This window comes from Paenibacillus woosongensis, assembly GCF_030122845.1.
In the GTDB taxonomy this organism is placed as follows: Bacteria; Bacillota; Bacilli; order Paenibacillales; family Paenibacillaceae; genus Fontibacillus; species Fontibacillus woosongensis_A.
This window is the reverse complement of sequence record NZ_CP126084.1, coordinates 2,581,043-2,604,352: the sequence shown is the minus strand read 5'-3', so window position 1 is coordinate 2,604,352 and position 23,310 is coordinate 2,581,043. Positions and strand designations below refer to the sequence as shown.

The window sequence follows — 23,310 nt, the reverse complement described above, 5'->3', positions numbered from 1 at the left end:
TCAATTATGCCGAAAAGAAGGAGGCTACCATAATGGATCACCAATCTGAGGATCAAATCCGCAACAAGCTTGACGAGAAAGGCGATTCCTTGGCCGAGAAGAAAAAAATCGAAAGCGGCGTAGACATTGAGCCGCAAGCCGATGAATGGGTAGGCAAGCCCGTGGCGTTCGTCGACGACGACAAAACCAGCGGCAAATAAAATACGCTCCAGCATTTGCACCATTAAGCAGTAAATCTGCGCCCAGCTAAAAATAAGCCCATCGTTTGTCCAATGCGAACAAACGATGGGCTTATTTCACTTGTATACCACAACGACTGCCATGGCTTCCAATCCCTCATAAGTAGCGGTAACGCTCGTCCGTCCCTCTCTTATGCCGGTCATATTCCCCTCGGGATCTATAGCAACAATCGTTGAATCAGATACCGTGATAACGCTATCCCGGGTAACGGTCATACGGTGCTGCCCGCCTCGATTGTAAATCACGGCCAAATCCAGCGTCTGGCCCACGATCAGACTGTATTCTCCGGAATCCAGCTGCAGCCGGTCTATCGGTACAGAGCCGTAAACATATACTTCTGCACTGGTCTTCACCCCGGACAACTCGGCGCTGATCGTTGTGACGCCATGCCGCAGCCCTGTAATGTTGCCAACGGAGTCTATGGCAACGATATCGGGGTCTGCGGAAGAATACCGAACTTGCCCGCTGACATTGTGAACCTCCCCCTGACCGTATACAGCGGTGACCACTGTATCCAGCGTTTGGCCGATGCTCAGGCTATAGCTGTCCGAATCAAAGGCTAAGGATTTGACTTTTTCGGATCGCGGTGGTGCAGACAGCTTAATCATGTTGCCGTATTCTGTAAGCACTATTACGGCACCTTCACGGGTAGCGGCAACCCGGAGTACCCGATCCACATCCGTTTTTGCCCACTCGAGTCTGCCTTCCTCATCCGTCTTTACCGCTCCTTTTACCGTTCCGATCAAGTATCCGCCATCATCGAGCTGCTCCACGGATAGAACCTTGCCCTGAACCCCGTAGTTCTGAGTCCACAGCGTCTCACCCCGCGCGTCCGTAAGCGTTAATGTCATATCCGTAAAATAATCGGAAGAAGCTATGGCATATCCGCCATTCTTGAGAGGAATGCCAACAGAAGGCTTGACGCCGCCATAACTTTTCGTCCAGATCACATCCCCCGCCCCGTTTAAATTCCAAATGTCCAGCTTTCCGCGATTACAGCCTATTACTAAATAATAGCCCTGGGGCGACTGCTCGATCGATAGCGTATCCATATTCCATAATTCAACGAAGCTGCCGGTCTTTAGCGTCGTTTCCCAAACGGGCTGACCGTGTTCATTCCATTTGCCAGCAACGAGGGTCATCGGTTCACCTGAATTCACTGCAGCGTAAATGTAGCTGCCATCGGGATTCTCCCGAATATCATACAGCTCGGCGTAACCCACATCTCTGGCCAAATCCTTGCTCCATTCCACTTCTCCGGAAGGATTGACCTTGGTCACATAAGGAATCCAGTCGAAATAATAAAATTCGGGATAGGTTCCGCTTAGAATAAACCCGCCGTCCCGGGTAGGGGTCGCCGACGTAATCGCAACGCGTTTACCGTTATCTCCAGTTAAGTAAAACGTTCTGCTGCCCTGAAGCAGCCCGGATTGATCCACCTTCGATAAATTCACCGCGTCCCTTAAAGCCACCCCTGCCAAATCATATCCGCTTTCCGTTTCATTTAGATGAAAAATCTTGGTATAACCGCTATACTTATGGCTCCACTCCACGATCGGCGGTTCGTCAGAGGAGGTCGCCGCATGCAAAGCGGACGGCCATAGGGAAATCAGCGCAGCAGCAAGCAGGCATAGAACCACTCTTCGGCTTACATCAGTCATTGAAGCGTACTTCATAATTCTCTCCTCCGGGATATAAGAATGATAGGGACTGTTCTCGCTGTTGCTAGGTATCGTGTTTGATCGTTGTTCGAAATTCGGTTAGAGTCCGGAACTGCCCGTAAGCTTTACCACCTTCTCATACGAGGCGATATATACGGCTCCACCGTCATGCGTCGGCAGCGCTTTTGTCAACAGGCTTGCCGGCTTGCTCCATGTTACGTTCCCCTGTGCATCGCAGGCAATAACCGCATTGGAGAGGCCGATCAGGTAACCGCCGGCCAGCGCCGACTCAATTGACCTTGCTGTGCCGTTCATGCCGAGCTCCTTGGTCAACTGCTGCCCATTGAAATGGCCTATGATCAGAACGGATTGATTGAGCCAGCGATCATAATTAACGATGGCATAGCCGTTATTTGGCGCAGGTACGGCCCACCCGATCCCGTCGCCATAATAGTTGATCCATTCAGATTGACCCGAGGCGCTCAGCTTCCATAGCATATAACTGCCGCTGCGGAAAGCCCCGGCAATGTAGCCGCCATCTGCCGCCGGACGAACGGATTCTATGGATACGTGAGGGTCGTATTTCGTCATGGCAAGCTCATTTTTCCACTGGTCATTCCCTGTGGCGTCAAGCTTCACCATGTAGGCAGTGGACTGGCCCGAATTATAAGAATAAATAATTCCCTGATCGAATGTCTCCCGAATCTCATTAAATTCGACATAATCGCGGCTGAACTCTTCCTTCTCCCAGAGGATAATCCCATCCGCATCCGTCCGGGCTATATAATAATAGGAATCATATCCAGGGACCGTGCCGCCAAGCAGGTATTCCCCGTCGCGCGTATAATGCGCAGCTGTGACAATGACTTGATCCCCCTCGCTGGTTCGGAGATCCAGCGTTTTCTCCCACATGACGCTGCCTTCTGCGTTCAACCTGGCCAAAAAGGCTTGCTGTTTATTTTTCGTTCCGATGATCGTATAACCCTGATCCGTCTCGTAGATCTCGAATATCTTTATGCCGGTGCCGCTAAAATCAAGCTCCCATTCCTGGACTGGCTCGTGCCCGCTTGCAGCCATTGCCGTTTCAGACGCGAAGCTTGCCACAAGGACCGCAGCCAATACGAGCAAGCCGTACACTTTTCTCAACCGGAGTGCTAATGTCATCTTATTCCTCCATTCTTTAACACTTCCTTGGCTTTGGCACTATTAATACACATCAACAGCCGCTTGGGCTTCAAGTCCATTATAGGTCACCGTTAACATTGTCCGCCCCCGCTTCACGCCAATGAGGTTCCCTTCCTCATCCACATATGCAATCGATGGATCGCTAGTGCGGAACGAACTCTCCTTGGTAACATTAAGCGGCGTAGCTCCTTCGAAATAAGTCACGATCACATCGATCGGCTGCCCGATGTTCACGCTATACTCGCTGGAGTCCAGCTGTAAAGACTGGACGCTGCCGAGCTTGATGATTCTTCCTTCCACGAGAACGACGGCGTTACCGTCTGAAGTCGGAATGGCCTTATCCAGACCGCTGACCTCATAAACCCGCAATATATTCCCATCTGAATCTGTCTGATATACGCCTTGGGAAGTTCCCAATATATAACCTCCGCCCGCCGTCTCATAGAGGGAGCGAACTTGCCCCGTCAAATCAAGTTGGACGACATTGCTCTCTTGATGGCCGCTGTTTACGTACAACCTGACATAGCCCTGCTGCGTTGCTCCGGCCAGCGTATAGCCTCCATCAGCAGTAACTGAGGCTTTTCCCGTAGAGAGCTCCGTATATTCCTGTTCATCTACAATGCTAAAATCATCAGCCAACCTCCATGTATAGAAGATTTGATCCTTGCCTCCGACAACCAGGTAACTGCCATCCTTTAATTCAAGGATCTGCCGGGCATAAGGGGTAGTGAATCTTCCATTTGCAACGGTCTTCTCTATTTGTACCTTGCCATTAGCATCCATTCTCCCTGCGGAAGTCTTGGAATAATCGGCCAGATACACCTCCGTATTATTCAGAAATAAATACCCCCCATCATCAGCCTGATGAATGTAATTAAAGGAAGCATGAGACCCTGATAAGTATTCATTAGTCCATTCTATCCTGCCTTCAGCGCTAAGCTTGGCCGTATAATAATCGCTATACCGGTAATGAATACCACTTACGGTGGCCCCTACAATATAGCCTCCATCCTTCGTTGTACCTGCTGCCTCGGGTACAGCCCGCTTTCCGTTTGCGGCAATCAGCGGCAGCTCTTCTTCCCAATAAACCGTTCCGTCGGCATGGAGCTTCGCCATATACACGAAATTAGTATTCTTGTTCAAGCCGACCACCGAATACCCATTCCCATATTCGGACACATCCAGCAATTTCAGATTTGCTCCCAAAGCGCGTTCCCATTCCAGAGTCCCCGTCGCTTCAGTAGCCGCAGCTTGTGCTGCTGGCAAAGTCCATACGATCGTCATAGTTAAAATCAAGGTGAATATCCTTTGGTTCCACAGTACATTTGTTCTTTTCATCATTCTCTCCTCCAGGATTTAAGAATGTATGACTGTACTTGATGAACAAGACATTCGAGAAATTCATGATGACCGGTACGCTTTTAGCGATCTAGAACAGGATCATGCCTCATTACGCTCCTTAATCACCTCCAAGAAACTAGGGTATGGGCTTACCACGACCAGAGAGCTATTATACTGGAAGTTTAATTTTATTTTACCAACTTTTGATAGGTTAAGAGAATGAATCGAAGTACTCAGATCACGAAAAAAACCACTTCTTCCCGAAGTGGCCCCTTAGCACTGTCAAACAATTATAAATGAACCATGTTCAAGATTTCAGCTCCTCAATCGTCTCCTGCCAACGCTGCAGTACTGTCTCCGGCTCCTTCAGCCGAATTTGCACGCCGGAAATAATGTCGGCATATTGCGCAATGTCCTCCCGGCAATCCGCGACTTTAGCTTCAAAGCGGGTTCGCGGATGCTTGGCATTGGCAAGGTCAGGCAGTCTCATTAGCGATAACCGGATATAACATGCGGCCTGGCCCGAAATAACGACGAGCATCGCTTGTCCTGTGCGGGTCATATTGCGCGTCGTGACCGTATTTTCCCATAAACCGAGCCTAAGTGTGGACGGATTTAAAGCGACGATTTCGCCTGCGCTGATCATCGCCGTATGCGGCCAATTTTGCTCCGTAACGGTGAGCAGCATAAAGGCCACATGCTGTTTGTCCGGCAAATCTGTCCCGTTTAGCAGCGAATATAAGTGAGGAGACAGAACCGCAGCGTCATTATCGTGATTACGCATTATTTCCCTCCTAATCCTTCCTTCAGCGGCTACTTCACCGCCTTCGAATATGCTTCCTTCATGATATTATGATCGATCGCTCCCTGAAATCTCTGGGTGATTACGCCTTTGGCATTGAGCACATAGGTCGTTGGATAGGCAATGACCTGATACTGATCGGTGATGCGCCCCGTCTCATCGAGCGCATGTGGAAACGTCAAGCCGAAATCCTCGAGGAAAGACTTCACATGTTCCTTGCCTTCTTCCAAGTGAGTCATATTGACCGCCAGCACAACCGCATCCTTATCAGCATATTTCGCATAAAACTTCTCCATATGAGGCATCTCCAGCCGGCATGGCGGACACCAGCTAGCCCAGAAATTAAGCAGCACCGTCTTGCCGCGATAATCGCTTAGCTTCACTTCGTTTCCATCCAGATTGTACAAAGTGAAATCCGGTGCACGATTGCCGACCTTCAAGCCGATTGGAACAGAATCATCCTCCATGGCTGACTCCCCAGCCGTTATCGGGTTGACATCTGCTTTAGTCATGTAATCATACACACCCCAACCGATCAAGCCCAGAAGCACGATGATGGCGATCCAGTTTTTTCTCATTTGATTTCACTGCCTCCTTTGACTTCGATCATAATCGTTGGGATATCGTGAGCGATTCCGGCGATTCCCTATTGAATCCAAGACGAGCATCGCCACTGCCAGGAGAATGAATAGCAGCTGCTCCAGTGAAAAACCGGCCAACGCGATATGGCGATTCCCGTCCAGAAAGGGAAAAACAGCAGAGCCAATGCTATACCACAAAACGAGCGGTACGAAGGAGCTTAGCGGGAAATCGAATTTCAACCAGGCTGCAATCGACAGGACTAGAGATAGAAGCGCGTAAAGCAGAAGCTTCCAGCCTAACAAGCCTTCCCACAGAAAGACCATCGTGAACCTGGCGGCCTGTACCGCGGCAAATGCCAAAACTGATGACTTAATAAGAAGTTGAATCAGCGGCCGATTTCTACTGCCCTTGTAAGCAAGATAGGCCATCCCTCCAAGCGCGCCAAGCCATAAGCCCCTTTGCCCTCCCGAGAAGTACAGCAGCGACAGGGGATTCGCAAGCGCTTCTAGCGGATCAAAAATCAGCATGCTAAATTTCCATAAGAAAAATCCGATTCCCAGAGCAGTGACATAAGAATCCTTGATCCAGCGGCCCTCTTCCCGATGGCGCAGCCGGATGCTTAGAACGCAGTAACCGATGACGGCCGACAGCAAAAAAATGAGCAAATCCGCTCTTAACATTAGTGGCCCGAGTGTAATTGTTCCGACTTGTATTCCCTCCGCTCTATCCAAGAATCTACCCGCAATACCCCTAGGGGTATACAAAAAGAATAGGTCTTTTGCTATTTCGTGTCAAGCCGCACCCATTTCGTCAGCTTCGAAATTTTCAAATCAGTTTAAAAAGACTATAGTCCTATCTTTCGGTGCTTGCGAAACCAGTCCAGTGCATACTCGTATAACACCATTTATATAACATATATCACATTGCCAGGGAGTGGGGGCTATTTTATATTTGAAAAAGAGGGGCTTGGAGCTGCGCTATGTATTTTCGTAGGAGTCGTCATCGTATGGGCGACGCGCATGATGATCCTGGGGAGCAAACTGCATACCGATTTTACAATAGTCAGCGAGCTGCGAAACGATGGCTATTATACCTATTTCAAAAATATAAAAAGCGGCCATGAACACGAGCATTTAATCCCGTTCCAGTGCATGCAGGAGGTACTCATCGCACGCAAGACGCAGTATGTCTCTTCTGGAAGATCCAACACACCCGGCTATTATGTCGTCTGTTCACAAATTATTATGAAATGGCAGGACGAGCACGGAAATGTCGATTATGCTCTGTTTGGCCTAGGAAGCCGCAGCGATCTGACGAAGTGGGTGCATAAATTTTGGGAGCATCACGTTCCCGTATACCATACGCCTCAAAATGTCAGCGAAGCTTCAGCGCAGAACTATGCTGCGGGGTACGATGAGCTCGATAAAACACCGTTAAGCTCCATGGACGCCTTGTCCGACATCGAAACAAGACAACGCAGAAATATTCCAATTTGGCAAAGTACCGATATGAAGCACCGCAAGGCACAGCGGCATGCTGCAAACGACCGGCGGATTTTCCGCCCGTTGTTCGCAGGGGTCCTGCTGTCCCTATTTCTCATTGCCATGCTATGGGTCCCCTATTGGCCGATCGAGGAAGAAATGTTTCCCGACCGCTCGCCTTCACCGGTGGTTTGCATGTTAACCGTATTAAGCATTGTCGTTTCGAGAACTTACTGGAGACGGGGGCAGAAGTGGTATATTCCCCTTGTCGATACCCTGTTCATTTTAACGGCGTATTTTGCCGGACTGCTAACTGCCGGACTGGGGCTGCCTATTACTTCAATTTATATTGAAGCGGTTTTGATCGACGTGCTGACATCCGGATTTTTCCTGATCATTATATTCCTGGTATTCAAGCTCATCTATTTCCGCGATCGGCTGGAGAAGCGGAGCAAATAACAATAAACCGACCTTGCTCTAAAGGTCGGTTTGTTTATCGCGCAGCTTTTACCCTGTTCCGTTAATGACGCGAAACGTCCCGCTGCCGAAGGCGCAAAGCTCTCCGTTTTCCAGCCGGGCATAAGCCTGGGTCGAAATGGATTTGCGGGAACTGTGTACGATTTCAGCGGTAACGACGATACGTCCCTGTTCGGCCTTCGCTACATAGTTCATGCTGAGATTGGTTGTCACGATGCTGTCATGAGGGCGCGCAAGCATAGCGGTCAGTCCCATCGCCGAATCGACAAGCGTGGCATATACTCCGCCGTGGACGATGCCGATGAGGTTCAGATGATGGGGCTGAATGTCCAGCGTCACGATGACTTTTCCTTCGTGAATCTCCGCGATTTCGCAGCCCAAGTAATCCCAAAACGTATTCTGGGCCATGGCATTCCATTTCTCAATATTACGCTGCAAAGCGTCCTTGTCTTCTGTATCTGCATTCATAACCTGCTTCTCCCTTCCTCCGGGATCATCATTGCGGCTTCTCGTTCTCTTCCTCAACCAGTTTGCGGCGCAGCACCTTGCCAGCAAGCGTCTTTGGCAGACTGTCGCGGAACTCGTAAATTTTGGGCACTTTATAGGCAGCGAGCTTCTCTTTGCACCATTGCTTCAGCGACGCTTCGTCAGGCACCGCTCCGCTGCGCAGGACTACGTATGCTTTCACCGTCTCTCCGCGATAAGGGTCGAACACGCCGGCGACGATCGCCTCGATTACGTCGGGATGCTCGAAGAGCACCTCCTCGATCTCCCGGGGATATATATTGTAGCCGCCCGCAATAATCAAGTCCTTGCGCCGATCGAGAATGTAGAAAAATCCCTCCTCGTCCATGCGCCCCAAATCCCCGGTCAGCAGCCAGCCTTCTTTTAGCGTTTTATACGTATCTTCCGGCCTGTTCCAGTAGCCTTTCATGACCTGGGGGCCACGCACGGCCAACTCGCCGATTTCGCCAGGCTTCACATCCTCCAGCGTATCCGGAACTACGATGCGGGCTTCCGTATCGGGCAAGGGGATGCCGATGGAACCGCTCTTGCGCTTCTCCCAAATGTTGTTGGCATGCGTCACGGGAGACGCCTCTGTCAAGCCATACCCTTCGATCAGCTTGCCTCCCGTCAATGCCTCGAACCGGGTCTGAACCTCAAGCGGAAGCGGCGCGGCACCGCTGATACATACATTGATGGAGGATAAATCGTATTTCCGGACATCCGGATGGTTGATGATCGCCACATACATCGTTGGCGCCCCGGGGAATACGGTCGGCCTCTGCCGATCAATCGCCTTCAAAATCTGATCTACCTCGAACCTCGGCATCAGGATCAGCGTTCCGGCCATATACACCGCTTTATTCAGAAGCACTGTCATGCCGAACACATGAAAAAACGGAAGCGCCGCCAAATATTTCTCCTCTGCCTCTCGGCCGCGGTAAAACCACAGATGTGTCTGCAGCGTATTCGCCACTAAGTTGGCATGCGTCAGCATCACGCCTTTCGCGAAGCCTGTCGTCCCTCCCGTATATTGTATTAGCGCCAGATCCTTTTCGCCGTCCACCGAAGCCTCGCAAGGCTCTGGTGAGGCTCCCTTGATTAGTTCTTTTAAAGAAAGCACCCTGCGGTCGTAGTCTATCTTCACGTACATGCCGTCCTTTTTGGCCTTGATGGGATACAGCACGTTTTTGGGAAAAGGCAAATAATCCTTCACCGAGGTGACGAGGATATAGTCCAAGCCGTCTCCACCCACGCCAATTGCTTTCTTAACGCGAGCGACGAGCGCATCCAAGGTGACGATCAAGCGCACGTCGGCATCCTTAAGCTGATGCTCCAGCTCCCGGGGCATATAGAGCGGGTTCGTCATGACGACGATCCCGCCCATCAGCAGCGTCCCGTAATAAGCGATTACGGACTGGGGGCAATTGGGCAGCATGACCGCGATCCTCTCCCCTTTCCCAACGCCCAGCTTCAACAGTGCATTGGCAAAACGATAGCAGTGATCAAGCAGTGTGCCGTAGCTTATTTTGGCGCCCATAAATTCAAGAGCGATTTTCTCCGGATGACCTGCTGCGGAATCTACCAGAAACTTTGCCAGATTATGTGCGGGATATTCAAAGGTCGGTGGTACTTCAGCGGGATAATGTCTCAACCAAGGTTTGTTTGACATTGCCGTCCACCCCTATCTTCGGATGTTCGTTACACAACGTATTTCTCGGCAGCGATGACTTTTCCGGCAATTCGCCGCTTCAAGCCTATCAGGTCGACCAGCGTTCTGCGCGTCAGCTTCTTGAGCACGGACAACTGCGTCCGCAGCGTATCCCCCGAATCCATCGCCGCCAGCAGCTCCTTCGCCCATCCTTCCAGCTGCCCGAACTGCTCATGAATAAACAACGTTGTCATGTTGATCGGGAGCTCCGCCTTCGCCTCATGGGACGTCTCCATAATTTTGAGGGTTCGCAGCAGCGCGCTTTCCATCGCATAAATCGAAATCATCATATCGGCAAGCAGACTCAGGATTTCCTGCTCCTGCTCCAGCTTCATTTGGTACTTCTGCACCGCGCCCGCACCGGTCATCAGGAATATCTTCTTGGCCATGGCCAGCATATGGGCTTCCTGCTCCAATGTCCCTTCAAAGGAAGCAGGCGGCGTCATGCCGAGCAGCTCCGACTGCAGCGCCATCGCCTTCTGCATTAGAGGGAGCTCGCCCTTCAGTGCCCGCTTGACAAGCGTTCCCGGAATGAGCAATCGATTAATTTCGTTTGTCCCTTCGAATATGCGGTTAATCCGCGAGTCACGGTATATCCGTTCGATCGGATATTCCTGGATATAGCCATAGCCGCCGTGGATCTGAACGCCCTCGTCGGCGACGAAGTCCAGCACCTCGGAACCGAACACCTTATTGATCGAGCACTCCAGCTGATATTCGGCGATCGCTTTGGCCGACTGGTAGCCGACATCCGCACTTTGATGATCCACCTCGGAGAGGCCGACGTCGAATAGTCCAGCCGTTCGATACACCATGCTTTCCAGCACGAAGGTGCGGACGTTCATCTCCGCCAGCTTCTGGCCAATAAGCGGAAAAGAGCTGATCGGACGGCCGAACTGCGAGCGTTCGTTGGCATATTGGGCTGAGTGCTGGATCGCGTCCTTCGCTGCGCCGACGCAGCCGGCAGCCAGTTTGAACCGGCCGATGTTCAGAATGTTGAAGGCAATCAGGTGGCCTTTGCCAACCTCCCAGAGCAGGTTATCGGCAGGCACCTTCACGTCCTCCAGAATGAGCGGGCAGGTCGAGGAGCCCTTAATCCCCATCTTCTTCTCCTCAGGCCCGATGCTGACGCCCTCCATTTTGCGTTCGACGATAAATGTGCTGAAGTCTTTACCGTCAACTTTGGCATATACGATGAACACGTCGGCAAAGCCCGCATTTGTGATGAATTGTTTTGTTCCGTTCAGCACGTAATGCAAGCCGTCTTCGGACAGCACAGCCGTGGTCTTGGCGCCAAGCGCATCCGAGCCCGAGGACGGCTCCGTCAGGCAATAGGCGGCGATTTTCTCCCCGGTCGCGAGCAGCGGCAAATATTTCTGCTTCTGCGCTTCTGTCCCGAAATATACGATGGGAAGGGTGCCGATGCCGACGTGCGCACCGACAGAGAGAGCGAAGGAAGACGCCTTCGTTAACCGTTCATTGATCAGCGTTGTGCTTACTTTATCCAGCCCCATCCCGCCGTAGCTCTCCGGTACCTCAGCGCCCAGCAGCCCGAGCTCGCCCGCTTTTCTAAGCAGCTTCACCGTGAGTTCATAGTCCAGCTTCTCGATCTCTTCGTCGCACGGCAAAATTTCCGCGGCCACGAAATCCTCCGTCGTTCCGGCGATCATGCGGTGCTCCTCCGTGAAGTCCTCCGGCGTCGTTACTCTGCGCCAGTCCAGATCCTCAATCACGAAGGCTCCGCCTAACACTTTACGTGCGGATTCCCGTGTTGTGTCCGCCGCTTTGACCGTATCGTTATTCATCCTTGATCAGCTCCTTTTTTCTTTCCGATTTCTACTTGACGGCAAATGCAAACCCTGATCACTCACTCGGATACCGCCTGCTTCCTGCCATGCACTTCGAAGACGCTGGCTGCGCCCATCCCCCCCCCGATGCACATCGAGACGACACCATACCCGCCGCCCCGCCGCCGCAATTCGGAAATCAGGCTGATGGACAGCTTCGTCCCCGTGCAGCCAAGCGGATGACCAAGGGCGATCGCTCCCCCGTTTACGTTGACCTTCTCCTCCTCGATCCCTAGCTCGCGGACAATGTGCAGACATTGCGAGGCGAACGCCTCGTTGATCTCATAGATTGCAACATCTTTCTGCGAAATGCCCGCCAGCGCCAGCGCCTTCGGAATGGCTTTGACTGGACCGACACCCATCATCTCCGGTTCCACGCCGCTCAGCGCAAAGGAGCGGAAGGTCGCCAGCGGCGTCAACCCCTTCGCCGCAGCGCTCTCCTTGCTCATCACAACAACCGCTGCCGCTCCATCGCTCATTTGCGACGTGTTGCCAGCCGTTACCGTCCCGCCGAGCTTGAAGCCCGGTTTCAGCCTGGACAGCGCCTCAAGCGTCGTATCCTGCCTCACCCCTTCGTCCTCGTCAAAAACGAATGTCCGGCTGCGGATATGCCCGCTCTCATCCACGGTCTTCTCCTCCACCTGCACCGGAACAATCTCGTCTCGAAATTTCCCGGATGCGATCGCCTTTGCCGCTTTACGGTGCGAGCTTAGTGCAAAACGATCCTGGTCTTCTCTCGCAACGCCGAACCGCTCCGCAACACGCTCAGCGGTATGGCCCATCGCCATATAAATTTCCGGCTGCTTCTCCACGATCTGCGGATTCGGGGACACCTTGAAGCCGGTCATGGGCACATGGCTCATACTCTCCACGCCGCCTGCGATAATTACGTCAGCATGGCCCAGCATGATGCGTTCCGCCGCCAGGGCGATCGTCTGCAGCCCCGAGGAGCAGAAGCGATTAACGGTCATTGCCGGAACAGTTACCGGAAATCCGGCATATAACGCCATAATGCGGGCAAAATTAAGTCCCTGCTCCCCCTCCGGCATGGCGCAGCCGATGAGAATATCCTCGACCTCTCCTTTATCCAGGCCAGGAGCCCGTTCCATAACCGCCTCCAGCACGGTGCGGCCGAGATCGTCCGCACGGACATGGGCCAGGCTGCCCTTCTTCGCTTTACCGACAGCAGTTCTCGCCATCGCTACTATTACCGCTTCCCTCATCCTTGCTCCCTCCCCTGTTTATTTGAACACCGTCATGAGACCAAAGCTAATTGCGCAGCGGCTTGCCGGTAGCCAGCATATGCTGCATCCGCTGCCGGGTCTTCGGTTCGCCGCAGAGGCTGAGGAAAGCCTCGCGCTCCAAGTCCAGCATAAATTGCTCGCTCACATAGCTGCCCGGCGGAACGTCTCCACCGGCCAGCACATGAGCCAGCTTCTTCGCGATGAGCAGATCGTGGTCGCTGATATAGCGGCTCTCCCTCATACCGATCGCGCCCATTTGCAGTACTGCCTTGCCTTCCGAGCCGGCCACGCGGATCAATTCCTCCTGCGGCGGTTCATACCCGGCGGCCGACATCCGAAGCACCGCCTGCTTCGCCTCATGAATCAAGTAATCCGGGTTGACAACGACCCGATCGTGCTCCTTGAGATAACCGAGCGTCTTGGCATCATGTCCACTGCTCGACACCTTGGCCATGCCAATCGTCTCAAAGGCCCGGTTGAGCTGAGGCTGCAAATCCCCGTCTGCTCCCGCATGCCTGCTGGCCCGCAGCGCAAGTTCCTTGCACCCTCCGCCGGCGGGAATCAGCCCGACGCCGGCCTCCACCAGCCCGTAGTATGTCTCCGCCGCGGCGATCACCTGATCCGCAGGCATGCACGCTTCCACACCGCCGCCGAGTGTCATTCGGTGCGGAGCTGCCACGACAGGCTTCTCGAATCGCTTCAAATTGTACATCGTGCTCTGAAACAGGCGGATGATGTCGTCGATCTCATCCCACTCTTCATCCTGGGCCTCCATCAGCAGCAGCATCAGGTTTGCGCCGACACAGAAATTACGTCCCTGGTTGGCAATGACCAGGCCCGCAAAATTGCGCCGCACCTCCTCTACGCTCTGCGAGATCATCGCCAGAATGTCGCCTCCAATGGCATTGTTCGGCGAATGGAACTCGAGGCAGGCCACGCCGTCACCCAGGTCGATCAGGCTCGCTCCGCTGTTCGCTTTAACGACCTTGTTCTGCTCTTTAAGCTCTCGCAGGGAAATTCTCTCCGGCGGAATGTCTACCTGCTTATATTTCAGCCCCGAAGCCTGGAATAAGACGCCGCTTTCCTTCTTGTAGAACGTCTCATTTCCTTGCGCGAGCCAATCCTTCACCCAGGCTGGAATGCTCAAGCCTTCGGCTTCCATACGTGCGACAGAGCGGGGCAGGCCGACGGCATCCCACGTCTCAAAGGGACCGAGCTCCCAATTGAAGCCCCATTTCATCGCTTCATCGATTTCGCGGATACTGTCCGCGATTTCGCCGACCTTCTCCGCGGAATACAGGAGCACCTGCTTCAATACGTCCCAGGCAAAATCCGCATAACGGTCTCCGCCTGCCAGCAGCGCCTTTGTCTTGGCCTTGGCGCCTTTCGCGAGCTTCGCCGCTTCCAGCGACCCGGAAGCCGGTTTCCTAACCGGCCTATACTCCATCGAATCCAGATCAAGCGCAAGGATCTGGCTGCCCTCGGAACCCTTCACCTTTTTATAGAAGCCTTGCCCCGATTTCTCCCCCAGCCTGCCTTGAGCGACCAGTTCTTTTAATACATTGGGAATGGCAAACACCGCTCGTTCCTGCTCATTCGCTGCATGCTCGAATACATTGCTCGCCACATGCACGAACGTATCCAGACCGACCAGATCGAGCGTGCGAAATGTCGCGCTCTTCGGCCGCCCCATCGCCGGACCGGTCACGGCATCGACCTCTTCCACCGACAGCCCCTTCGCAATCATTTCCCGCAGCGTAACGAGCAGCCCATATGTTCCAATCCGATTGGCGATGAAATTCGGCGTATCCTTGGCCTGGACGACCGTCTTGCCGAGCTTCCTTTCCGCAAATTCGGTCATCCGGGCCACTACGCCGGGATCTGTGTTCTCTCCGGGGATAATCTCCAGCAGCTTCATATACCTCGGTGGATTAAAGAAATGCGTCCCGAGGAAATGACGCCGGAAGTCCTCTGACCGCCCCTCCGTCATCTCGTTGATCGAAATCCCGGATGTGTTGGAGCTGACGACAACGCCGGGCCGCCAATACCGCTCGATATCGCTGAGCAGCTTCCGCTTGACCTCCAGATTCTCGACAACGACCTCGATCACCCAGTCCACGCCAGAAATGCGGTGAAGATCATCCTCCAGATTTCCGGGGGTAATCCGTTTGGCGAAGCGCTCGTCATAGAGCGGCGCCGGTTTGGTCTTTGCCAGCTGCTTGATGGCCGACGAGGCAAGCCGGCTTCGTACAGCCGGTTCCTCCAGCGTCAGCCCCTTTGCGGCTTCGGTCTCGGTGAGCTGTGTCGGAACGATATCCAGCAGAAGGCACGATATTCCCACATTCGCCAATTGCGCTGCAATCCCCGAGCCCATAATTCCGGAGCCGATGACGGCCGCAGTTGTAATCGGTTTGAACATACTCCTTCCCCTCCCATACACATTTTGCTGTTTTAGGTGGTTTTGCTCGAATGGCAGCTATATGCTTCTCTCAGGAACAATTATCATTTCCGGCTGTCCCGTAACTGCCGTATCACTGCCAAACACGGACAGCGCCAATATTTCCGCGACATCCTTTGTTTTGACCGTATCATCGGCCTCCTTCAGTTTCGTGCCATCCTCCAACATCGTAAGGCAGTAAGGGCATGCCGTGCTGATCAAGCTCGGGTTTACCTTAAGCGCCTGTTCGGTTCTGGCCACGTTGACCCGTTTCCCGCTGTTCTCCTCCATCCACATCAGCCCGCCCCCGGCTCCACAGCACATACCGTTCTCCCGGCTGCGTTCCATTTCAACAAGCTGAACGCCGGGAATGGCACGAAGCACAGCTCTTGGCTCCTCATATACGTTGTTGTATCGGCCAAGATAGCAGGAGTCATGGTAAGTAATTCGTTCGTTTACTTCATGTCTCGGGACCAGCCGCCCCTCCGTCACCAGCCGGCTCAGCAGCTGTGTATGATGCAGCACATCCACCTCCTCCAGCCCGAAATCGGGATATTCGTTCTTCAGCGTATTGAACGTATGCGGACAGGCGGTCACGATTTTGCGTACGCCATACTTGCGGAAGGTATCGATATTCTCCTGGCACAGCTGTTGATACAGAAGCTCATTGCCTAGCCGCCGCGGCGTATCGCCGGAATTCCTCTCCTCATTGCCGAGAATCGCAAAGCTCACACCGGCTTCGTGCAGGAGACGGACGAAGGCTCTCGATATTTTGCGGCTGCGCTGATCATAAGAGCCCATCGACCCGACGAAAAACAAATATTCGAACTCCGGATTCTCCCGGACCGTAGGGATGGAAATTCCCTCCACCTCTCCCGTCCAGTTCGCCCGGTCGGTACGGCTAAGCCCCCACGGATTTCCCTGGCGTTCGATGTTCGTCATTGCACGTTGTCCTTCCTGCGGGAGACGGCCTTCCATGAGAACGAGATGGCGGCGCAAATCGATGATTTTATCAACGTGCTCATTGCCGACAGGACACTGATCCTCACAGTTCCGGCAGGTCGTGCAGGACCAAATTTCCTCCTCCGTCATCACTCCGCCGATCAGGGCGACATCCTTGGGAGATGATTCATTCTGAAGCCTCCAGGTGGCTTTATGCCAATCCATCGTAGGCGCGATATTGGTTATACCGGCCTTGTCGCACCAAGCTGGCTGAAGAGATTCAGCTGCGGGCGCAAACTCAAGGGCATGAGCGCCGTGCATGGAATTGGCGAAAGCTGGCACATGGGGTGATTTCCCGGTAATCACTTTCCCTTTCTCCTGTAAATGATCGCGCAGCTTCGTGATTAGATGCATTGGCGACAATGGCTTGCCGGTATTCGATGCTGGGCAGGCGTTCGTGCAGCGGCCGCACTCCACGCAGGCGTAGAAGTCGAGCATCTGCTTTTGCGTGAAATCCTCGATCCTGCCGGCGCCGAAGCTCTCGGCCTCTTCATCTTCGAGATCCAGCTTCTTCAAGCGCCCGGGGGGGTCGCTGCGGCGCAGCCATAGGTTAATCGGTGCAGTAATAATGTGAAAATGCTTCGATTGGGGTACGTAAACTAAGAAGGATAGCAGTATGAGTAAATGCAGCCACCAGAACAGGTAAAAGAAGTAAGCTGCGGAAGATTGCGGTATCCTGGCAAGCGCTGCTGCGATTAATGAGGAAGTGGGGGCGTAGCCGGATGGCTCCAGCCCGAGCCAAAGCCGTTCGAAGGCGAGCGATAACAGAATGGTCAACATGAGCGAATAGATGAATATAACGACGATACTGGGCTTCCAGCCCCTTTTCAGCCGGGCCAGCTTCTCGCCGTAACGGCGATAAGAAGCATAACCCATTGCCAGCAAAATGAGCAGAACTGTAATCTCCTGCAGCAGGACGAAGGACTCGTAGGCTGGAAGGGGCAAATGCCTGCCTTTGGCCAGTCCTTTGACAATCAGATCCAAGGCGCCGAACTGCAAAATAATGAATCCGTAAAAAATGACGATATGCATCAGGCCGCTGCGCAGGTCCTTCAGCAGCTTCTTTTGGCCGAATACCTCGGACAAATATTCAGCCGCCCTGCCCATGCCGCGTTTTCGCGGCTCAGTGCTTTTTCCGAGCCGCAGATAGCTGTAACGGCGATGGACAACGACCGCGAACAAATATAGGCCGAGCCCGGTTGCCGTCAGAAATAAAACCAAGTTAATGAGCTGCCACGTCATATGCTTTCCGTCCTTTCTTCCGTAATGGTTAAACTAAGACGACAAGCTTTAGATAGCGTTTACAACCGATTGGACTTCTCGACGATGAACGAACAAACATTGACTTTTCCCATCATTTCCCCTAAGATAATATCAAAAATGAATGAGCGTTCATTCAGTTGGTTTAAATATTAGCATTGAGGTGACCTGATGACAAGTAGAAAACAGGAAAAATTTGAAATGATTTTGGATGCGGCGCAGAAAGTCATTGCCGAGAATGGGTTTCACGGGTCTCAGGTGTCCAAAATCGCGAAGGAGGCCGGAGTAGCGGACGGTACGATTTATTTATATTTCAAGAAGAAGGAAGATATCCTTATCTCTTTGTTTGAGGATCGCCTGGGCAAGCTGGTCGACAGATTCAACAGCAGCATTCAGGAGACCGATACGGCGGAGCAGGCGCTGCGCAAAGTATGCGAGATCCATTTCACCGAACTGGAGAACAACGTCGATCTCGCCTACGTTACCCAAATCGAGCTCCGGCAGAGCTCCATTGAGCTGCGCAAGGCGATTGGCTTATCCGTGAAGCCCTATATTCAGCTGATTGAGCATATTGTACAGAAGGGGATTCATGAGAAATCGTTCCGTCCCGAGCTTGATCCCAAGCTTACGCGCCACCTGATCTTCGGCGCAATGGACGAGGTCGTGACCTCGTGGCTTATTTCCGGGAGGAAATATTCCCTCTCCGCCCAGGTTGACAAGACGGTCGATTTCTTCCTCAAGGCCTTGATTTCGTAGCGTAGACTGGCTTCGGCTTTGGGATATCTGGCGACAAAGTTGACAAGTACGTATGTCAATAACGCGGTCATTCATGTGAAGGAGGAGAAACGGCATGAACATTTTCGTGCTTTTGAAGCAAACCTTCGATACCGAGGAGAAAATCGTGATTCAAGGCGGGGAAATCTCCGAGGATGGCGTCAAGTTCATCATTAATCCTTACGACGAGTACGCGGTAGAAGAGGCGCTTCGCCTAAAGGAGCTGCATGGCGGCCAGGTCACTGTCATTTCCATCGGCCCGCCAAGGTCTGCCGAGGCGCTGCGAACCGCCCTGGCCATGGGCGCAGATGAGGCGGTGCTGATCTCGGATGAGCGAATTCCAGCAGACGAATATAGCCTATCGGTCGTGCTCGCCGCGTATTTGTACAAAGTAACCGCCGATGTTGTGCTCGGCGGCAATTTTTCCGTGGATCAGGGGTCGGGGCAAGTCGCCGTCCGTTTGGCCCAGCTGCTCAATCTTCCCCACGTCTCCTCGGTCACAAAGCTGGATATCGCTGACGGCAAAGCGAAAGTGCTCCGGGATGCGGAAGGCGACGCCGAGACGATCGAGGTCGCCCTGCCTGCCCTGTTTACGGCGCAGCAAGGATTGAACGAACCCCGCTACCCTTCCCTGCCCGGTATTATGAAAGCGAAGAAGAAGCCTTTTCACCAGCTTGGACTAAGTGAGCTAGGCTTGTCGGATGCGGAAATCGCCCCCCGCACGGAGCGAATCTCCCTGTCTCTGCCTCCACAGAGACAGGCCGGACAAATTCTGCAGGGCGAGCTGAAGGAACAGGCCGCACAGCTGGTATCCCTGCTGCGTTCCGAAGACAAAGCGATTTAATAACCCAGGGAGGAATATCGATGAGCAAACATTATGTGGTCATCGCGGAGGTGCGCAGCGAGCAGCTCCGCCAGGTCAGCCTGGAGGCGATCGAAGCGGCGCGGCTCTCCGCCCATGAAGGCGATACGATCTCCGCCCTGCTTCTCGGGCATAATTTGTCCGAGCAAGTCAGCCAGCTGTCCCGATACGTATCCGGACAAGTGCATGTCTTGGATCATCCTGATTTGGAGCATTATTTAGCCGAAAGATATTGCTCCGCCATCATTCCCGTCCTGGAGTCCTTGGAGCCCTACGCCATTGTCCTTGGCCATACTGCGATGGGGCGGGATCTCGCCCCCATGCTGGCCGCCCACTTTCAGGCCGGGCAAATCTCCGATGTGACGGCCATACACAGAAACGGCTCCGAGCTTCTTTTTACACGGCCTGTTTATGCGGGTAAAGCCTTCGAACAGAAGCGATTCATCGACGGTCGGCATATTATCACTGTACGGCCCAACAACATCCCCCCCGCCGCGGAAGCCGGCTCCCCTGGGGAAATTGTTCAGCATGCTTACACAGCTCCCGTCAATCTTAGAACTATAATTAAAGACGTCATTACCAAAGCATCGGGTCGGGTCGATTTGGCCGAAGCGCAAATCGTCGTCTCCGGCGGCCGCGGCGTGAAGAGCGCGGAAGGCTTTAAGCCGCTCGAACAGCTTGCCGAGGTGCTGGGCGGAGCAGTCGGCGCTTCGCGCGGGGCATGTGATGCCGGATATTGCGATTACGCGCTGCAAATCGGCCAAACCGGCAAAGTCGTCACGCCACAAATTTACATCGCGTGCGGAATAAGCGGTGCCATCCAGCATTTAGCGGGCATGAGCCAATCCCGGATCATTATCGCCATCAATAAAGACCCGGAAGCCCCGATTTTCAAAATAGCGGATTACGGGATCGTCGGTGATTTATTCGAGGTAGTTCCCCTTTTAACGGAAGAATTCCGCAAAGCGCTCGCTTGAGGTTATCAATTTCAACTTTTCGCCGATTTCTATTTAAAACAAAGACGAGGCGACGACGGGGTTTCCCCGTCATCGCCTTAGAATTTCACCAAGCTGGCGAAAGAACGCAGCAAGCGAAGTGCTGCCCTCCTCTTCATTGGCCGCCTCTTCAATCCAACGATTTTGCCTTCCTCATTCACTCTGTATTGCTGTGGATGATGATGAAACAACTTCAAATCTCTTTCTAAACGATATAACTCCTCTGTGTACATTCTCTCCCACCCCTTACTTTTGGACCCTTTATATATATTTCCATTATCTGCTTCAAAATCAGGAAGAAAAAGAGTACACTATTGAACAAGTAATTCCCCTTTTAGAGGAACAAGTCCAATTTATACCGCAATGAGGTGGTATTTTTATGCTTACAGAAGAACGTTATTTGACACTATTGAATGAATATATCGCGAGGGATATCCCGGCTGGCTCTGTCATGGACAAGGAAATCACTTTAAACGAATTGACCAAGCTGTTTCATTGCACAGAGAGGAATGTCAAGCTGATCGTTCGCAAGCTCGAAGAGGAAAAGCTCATTGTATGGCACCCTGGACGAGGACGCGGCAACCGCTCGCGGATCGAGTTCCGCGTCCCGCGAGACGAGTTTCTTCTTCAATATGCACAGCGCCTGGCCGACAAAGGCGAATACCGGACCGCGTTTGAGGTGCTGAATCAGTATGAGGAGGACCAGGTGGTTCTCGATCAGTTCATGAAGTGGCTCAATGGCCAGTTTGGCTACAGCGAAGAGGAAAATTCCAATTCAGCAGGCTGCATCGATTTGTTCCGCTTGCCGGTATACCGCGCCCCGCTGACGCTTGATCCCGCCAATCTGTTCCATAGCTTTGACGCTCATCTCACACGACAAATATTCGATCGGCTCGTGCAATACGAATCCGATGAAAATTCGAAGGTTGTACCGATGCTCGCCCATCATTGGGAGAGCAATGATGATGGAACACAGTGGGTTTTTCACCTCCGAAAAGGCGTGCGTTTCCACCATAAACGCGAGTTGACTGCTCATGACGTCGTATTTACCTTTAATCGGCTTCGGAATCGCTCAATGAACGAATGGCTGCTTTTTACAATGGACCGCGTTGAGGCGCTGAACCCGATTACGGTCAAAATCGTTCTGAAGCAGCCCAATTGGCTGCTCCCGCGTATGCTCTGCTCCGCATGCGCGGCGATTTTACCCGCAGATTTGGTTAGCGAGAATGAAGAGATGTTCTGGAGGATGCCTATCGGAACGGGCGCCTTTCGGCTGACGCATTGGAGCTCGAACCTTATCAACCTTTCCGTGAACACCGAGTATTTCCTAGGGAGGGCTTACCTGGATGCGGTGAGTATCGTCATCCTTCCCGAAGAGGTCCCCGGTTCTTCCCGGCTGAGATGGGAGAAGCTTATCGACAACGAGGCACGGTTTCCAAGCAAACCGGAGAAGGATTGGAACCAAATCGAGGGCTTGGAGAAAATTTGCAGCCTAATTAGCTGGAACCGCAACAAACCAGGCCCGCAGCAGTCCTTATCCTTCCGACAGGCCGTCAATCTCATTATCGACCGGAGGCAGCTGATTCAAGATGTAGAGCGAGGCGCTCCTGCCCGAGGTTTCTTGCCCCGCGAGGAACGCCTCGCCAGCAGCGCATTCCGGTATGACCGGAACGCCGCCCTGCAGCTGCTCCAGGAATCCGGCTATGACGGAACCCCACTTAACCTGGTTACGACCATTCAACAGAGCGAGGATGCCAGCTGGTTTGCGGAGCAATGCGCTTCAGTCGGTATTAATGTCCAAATAAATTATGTTTCGTTCAACGTGTGTAGCGACGAGGATATCAGCGCGGAAGCCGACTGCATATTGGCCTCCCTTGCCTTCGCAGATGATGAGGTGTGCCAGTTGGAAACTTACCTTCAAAGCCAAGGCTTTATATATAACCATATGGAGCACAATTTGCGTAAATGGATATTTGGGATCACCGAGGAAATTTTGGCGACGGCCTCCATCGAAGCGCGCAGTGCTCTTTTTCAGCAAATCGAGTTCCGGCTGCAGGACGAAGCTCAATTTTTATTTCTCGTTCACCGCAAAATCAATACCTATGTTCACCCCTCCATCCGCGGAATCGGCATTAACCGCCTGGGCTGGATGGATTTCAAGGACATCTGGCTGACCTCGCCAATATGTGATTGCGACGAATAACCGAATGAAAAAAAGGGAAAGCATCCTAACGATGCCTTCCCTTTTTATATAGCGCAGTCTGAATTATTTAAATACTTTCATCCGGCTTTCAATCGGATTGAATGGCTTCTCTCCCGGCTCGGCTACCGGCTTGCCGAACGGCATTTGCCCGATCAGCTTCCAGGAAGCCGGAATATTCCATTCCTGCTGAATCTTCTCGTCGATCAGCGGATTATAGTGCTGCAGCGAAGCGCCAACGCCTTCGTTAGCCAGGGCTGTCCATACTACGAATTGCAGCATGCCCGAAGATTGCTCGGACCACACTGGGAAATTGTCTTTGTACAGCGCGAATTGTTCTTGAAGCCCTTGAATGACTTCTTGATCCTCAAAGAAGAGTACTGTTCCGCGGCCGCTGCGGAATGCAGCCATCTTCTCTTCGGTCGGTCCGAAGCTGTCCGCCGGCACGATCGCTCTCAGCGTTTCTTTCGTAATATCCCACAGCTTGTCGTGCTGCTCACCGAACAGAACGACTACGCGCGCGCTTTGCGAGTTGAAGGATGACGGCGTGTGCAGTACGGCCTCGGCAACGATTTCTTCTACACGTTGATCGGAAATAACCTCTTCCTTGCTAATAGCGTACACACTGCGTCTTACTTTGATCTCGTCCAAAAATTGGCTCATACTGAAGTTCTCCTTATCTTTTGAATATTCACTTACTTTTAT

The 23,310-nt window shown here is 52.8% G+C and carries 19 protein-coding genes; 6 read left to right on the top strand and 13 right to left on the bottom strand.

Annotated elements, in window-relative coordinates:
* Window positions 1–32 precede the first annotated feature (32 nt).
* On the top strand, window positions 33–200 hold the full coding sequence (locus tag QNH46_RS11895; RefSeq protein WP_196427160.1) for a hypothetical protein: 168 nt from the start codon (window positions 33–35) through the stop codon (window positions 198–200).
* A 96-nt stretch (window positions 201–296) separates the two neighbouring features.
* Here the strand turns inward: QNH46_RS11895 and QNH46_RS11890 are convergent, their stop codons facing one another.
* From QNH46_RS11890 to QNH46_RS11865, 6 genes are all read right to left on the bottom strand, one after another.
* Window positions 297–1,916, bottom strand: coding sequence for an Ig-like domain-containing protein (locus tag QNH46_RS11890; RefSeq protein ID WP_283928261.1), 1,620 nt, complete (start codon window positions 1,914–1,916; stop codon window positions 297–299).
* An 84-nt stretch (window positions 1,917–2,000) separates the two neighbouring features.
* Window positions 2,001–3,065: a hypothetical protein gene (locus QNH46_RS11885; protein WP_283928260.1), complete on the bottom strand. Its 1,065-nt coding sequence runs from the start codon at window positions 3,063–3,065 to the stop codon at window positions 2,001–2,003.
* A gap of 42 nt (window positions 3,066–3,107) precedes the next feature.
* The gene (locus QNH46_RS11880) at window positions 3,108–4,424 is read right to left on the bottom strand and encodes a hypothetical protein (protein ID WP_283928259.1); all 1,317 of its coding nucleotides are present in this window, start codon (window positions 4,422–4,424) and stop codon (window positions 3,108–3,110) included.
* Between the two features lie 310 nt (window positions 4,425–4,734).
* Window positions 4,735–5,211 (bottom strand): pyridoxamine 5'-phosphate oxidase family protein, encoded by a 477-nt coding sequence (locus tag QNH46_RS11875; protein ID WP_283928258.1) that lies wholly within the window; start codon window positions 5,209–5,211, stop codon window positions 4,735–4,737.
* A 29-nt stretch (window positions 5,212–5,240) separates the two neighbouring features.
* On the bottom strand, window positions 5,241–5,807 hold the full coding sequence (locus tag QNH46_RS11870; RefSeq protein WP_283928257.1) for a peroxiredoxin family protein: 567 nt from the start codon (window positions 5,805–5,807) through the stop codon (window positions 5,241–5,243).
* A gap of 6 nt (window positions 5,808–5,813) precedes the next feature.
* Entirely contained in the window at window positions 5,814–6,491 is a 678-nt protein-coding gene (locus tag QNH46_RS11865) for a hypothetical protein (protein WP_283928256.1), read from the bottom strand.
* Between the two features lie 243 nt (window positions 6,492–6,734).
* Here QNH46_RS11865 and QNH46_RS11860 point away from each other — a divergent pair, with 243 nt between their 5' ends.
* On the top strand, window positions 6,735–7,751 hold the full coding sequence (locus tag QNH46_RS11860; RefSeq protein ID WP_283928255.1) for a hypothetical protein: 1,017 nt from the start codon (window positions 6,735–6,737) through the stop codon (window positions 7,749–7,751).
* Window positions 7,752–7,799: 48 nt separating this feature from the next.
* Here the strand turns inward: QNH46_RS11860 and QNH46_RS11855 are convergent, their stop codons facing one another.
* From QNH46_RS11855 to QNH46_RS11830, 6 genes are all read right to left on the bottom strand, one after another.
* Window positions 7,800–8,237: a PaaI family thioesterase gene (locus tag QNH46_RS11855; RefSeq protein ID WP_283928254.1), complete on the bottom strand. Its 438-nt coding sequence runs from the start codon at window positions 8,235–8,237 to the stop codon at window positions 7,800–7,802.
* A gap of 28 nt (window positions 8,238–8,265) precedes the next feature.
* Window positions 8,266–9,945 (bottom strand): long-chain-fatty-acid--CoA ligase, encoded by a 1,680-nt coding sequence (locus QNH46_RS11850; RefSeq protein ID WP_283928253.1) that lies wholly within the window; start codon window positions 9,943–9,945, stop codon window positions 8,266–8,268.
* Window positions 9,946–9,974: 29 nt separating this feature from the next.
* Window positions 9,975–11,789, bottom strand: coding sequence for an acyl-CoA dehydrogenase FadE (locus tag QNH46_RS11845; RefSeq protein WP_283928252.1), 1,815 nt, complete (start codon window positions 11,787–11,789; stop codon window positions 9,975–9,977).
* A gap of 62 nt (window positions 11,790–11,851) precedes the next feature.
* Window positions 11,852–13,054, bottom strand: a complete 1,203-nt coding sequence (locus tag QNH46_RS11840) for an acetyl-CoA C-acyltransferase (RefSeq protein ID WP_283928251.1) — start codon at window positions 13,052–13,054, stop codon at window positions 11,852–11,854.
* A 46-nt stretch (window positions 13,055–13,100) separates the two neighbouring features.
* The gene (locus tag QNH46_RS11835; protein ID WP_283928250.1) at window positions 13,101–15,494 is read right to left on the bottom strand and encodes a 3-hydroxyacyl-CoA dehydrogenase/enoyl-CoA hydratase family protein; all 2,394 of its coding nucleotides are present in this window, start codon (window positions 15,492–15,494) and stop codon (window positions 13,101–13,103) included.
* 57 nt (window positions 15,495–15,551) lie between these two features.
* Window positions 15,552–17,756, bottom strand: a complete 2,205-nt coding sequence (locus tag QNH46_RS11830; protein WP_283928249.1) for a (Fe-S)-binding protein — start codon at window positions 17,754–17,756, stop codon at window positions 15,552–15,554.
* Between the two features lie 189 nt (window positions 17,757–17,945).
* Here QNH46_RS11830 and fadR point away from each other — a divergent pair, with 189 nt between their 5' ends.
* The 4 genes from fadR (at window position 17,946) to QNH46_RS11810 (ending at window position 22,608) form a co-directional block, all read left to right on the top strand.
* Entirely contained in the window at window positions 17,946–18,530 is a 585-nt protein-coding gene (gene fadR / locus QNH46_RS11825) for a fatty acid metabolism transcriptional regulator FadR (protein ID WP_283928248.1), read from the top strand.
* A gap of 94 nt (window positions 18,531–18,624) precedes the next feature.
* Complete coding sequence (locus QNH46_RS11820) at window positions 18,625–19,392, top strand: electron transfer flavoprotein subunit beta/FixA family protein (RefSeq protein WP_283928247.1); 768 nt, start codon at window positions 18,625–18,627, stop codon at window positions 19,390–19,392.
* Between the two features lie 20 nt (window positions 19,393–19,412).
* Window positions 19,413–20,387, top strand: a complete 975-nt coding sequence (locus tag QNH46_RS11815) for an electron transfer flavoprotein subunit alpha/FixB family protein (protein ID WP_283928246.1) — start codon at window positions 19,413–19,415, stop codon at window positions 20,385–20,387.
* A 397-nt stretch (window positions 20,388–20,784) separates the two neighbouring features.
* Window positions 20,785–22,608: an ABC transporter substrate-binding protein gene (locus tag QNH46_RS11810; RefSeq protein ID WP_283928245.1), complete on the top strand. Its 1,824-nt coding sequence runs from the start codon at window positions 20,785–20,787 to the stop codon at window positions 22,606–22,608.
* Window positions 22,609–22,671: 63 nt separating this feature from the next.
* Here the strand turns inward: QNH46_RS11810 and QNH46_RS11805 are convergent, their stop codons facing one another.
* Window positions 22,672–23,268: a nitroreductase family protein gene (locus QNH46_RS11805; RefSeq protein WP_283928244.1), complete on the bottom strand. Its 597-nt coding sequence runs from the start codon at window positions 23,266–23,268 to the stop codon at window positions 22,672–22,674.
* Window positions 23,269–23,310 lie beyond the last annotated feature (42 nt).

What these genes read in the sequence shown, in the direction of transcription:
- QNH46_RS11870 (WP_283928257.1), bottom strand. Translation starts at nt 5,807, where the DNA reads ATGAGAAAAAACTGGATCGCCATCATCGTGCTTCTGGGCTTGATCGGT.
- QNH46_RS11880 (WP_283928259.1), bottom strand. Translation starts at nt 4,424, where the DNA reads ATGAAAAGAACAAATGTACTGTGGAACCAAAGGATATTCACCTTGATT.
- QNH46_RS11840 (WP_283928251.1), bottom strand. Translation starts at nt 13,054, where the DNA reads ATGAGGGAAGCGGTAATAGTAGCGATGGCGAGAACTGCTGTCGGTAAA.
- QNH46_RS11895 (WP_196427160.1), top strand. Translation starts at nt 33, where the DNA reads ATGGATCACCAATCTGAGGATCAAATCCGCAACAAGCTTGACGAGAAA.
- QNH46_RS11815 (WP_283928246.1), top strand. Translation starts at nt 19,413, where the DNA reads ATGAGCAAACATTATGTGGTCATCGCGGAGGTGCGCAGCGAGCAGCTC.
- QNH46_RS11820 (WP_283928247.1), top strand. Translation starts at nt 18,625, where the DNA reads ATGAACATTTTCGTGCTTTTGAAGCAAACCTTCGATACCGAGGAGAAA.
- QNH46_RS11810 (WP_283928245.1), top strand. Translation starts at nt 20,785, where the DNA reads ATGCTTACAGAAGAACGTTATTTGACACTATTGAATGAATATATCGCG.
- QNH46_RS11885 (WP_283928260.1), bottom strand. Translation starts at nt 3,065, where the DNA reads ATGACATTAGCACTCCGGTTGAGAAAAGTGTACGGCTTGCTCGTATTG.
- QNH46_RS11875 (WP_283928258.1), bottom strand. Translation starts at nt 5,211, where the DNA reads ATGCGTAATCACGATAATGACGCTGCGGTTCTGTCTCCTCACTTATAT.
- QNH46_RS11865 (WP_283928256.1), bottom strand. Translation starts at nt 6,491, where the DNA reads ATGTTAAGAGCGGATTTGCTCATTTTTTTGCTGTCGGCCGTCATCGGT.
- QNH46_RS11855 (WP_283928254.1), bottom strand. Translation starts at nt 8,237, where the DNA reads ATGAATGCAGATACAGAAGACAAGGACGCTTTGCAGCGTAATATTGAG.
- QNH46_RS11850 (WP_283928253.1), bottom strand. Translation starts at nt 9,945, where the DNA reads ATGTCAAACAAACCTTGGTTGAGACATTATCCCGCTGAAGTACCACCG.
- QNH46_RS11835 (WP_283928250.1), bottom strand. Translation starts at nt 15,494, where the DNA reads ATGTTCAAACCGATTACAACTGCGGCCGTCATCGGCTCCGGAATTATG.
- QNH46_RS11830 (WP_283928249.1), bottom strand. Translation starts at nt 17,756, where the DNA reads ATGACGTGGCAGCTCATTAACTTGGTTTTATTTCTGACGGCAACCGGG.
- fadR (WP_283928248.1), top strand. Translation starts at nt 17,946, where the DNA reads ATGACAAGTAGAAAACAGGAAAAATTTGAAATGATTTTGGATGCGGCG.
- QNH46_RS11805 (WP_283928244.1), bottom strand. Translation starts at nt 23,268, where the DNA reads ATGAGCCAATTTTTGGACGAGATCAAAGTAAGACGCAGTGTGTACGCT.
- QNH46_RS11890 (WP_283928261.1), bottom strand. Translation starts at nt 1,916, where the DNA reads ATGAAGTACGCTTCAATGACTGATGTAAGCCGAAGAGTGGTTCTATGC.
- QNH46_RS11845 (WP_283928252.1), bottom strand. Translation starts at nt 11,789, where the DNA reads ATGAATAACGATACGGTCAAAGCGGCGGACACAACACGGGAATCCGCA.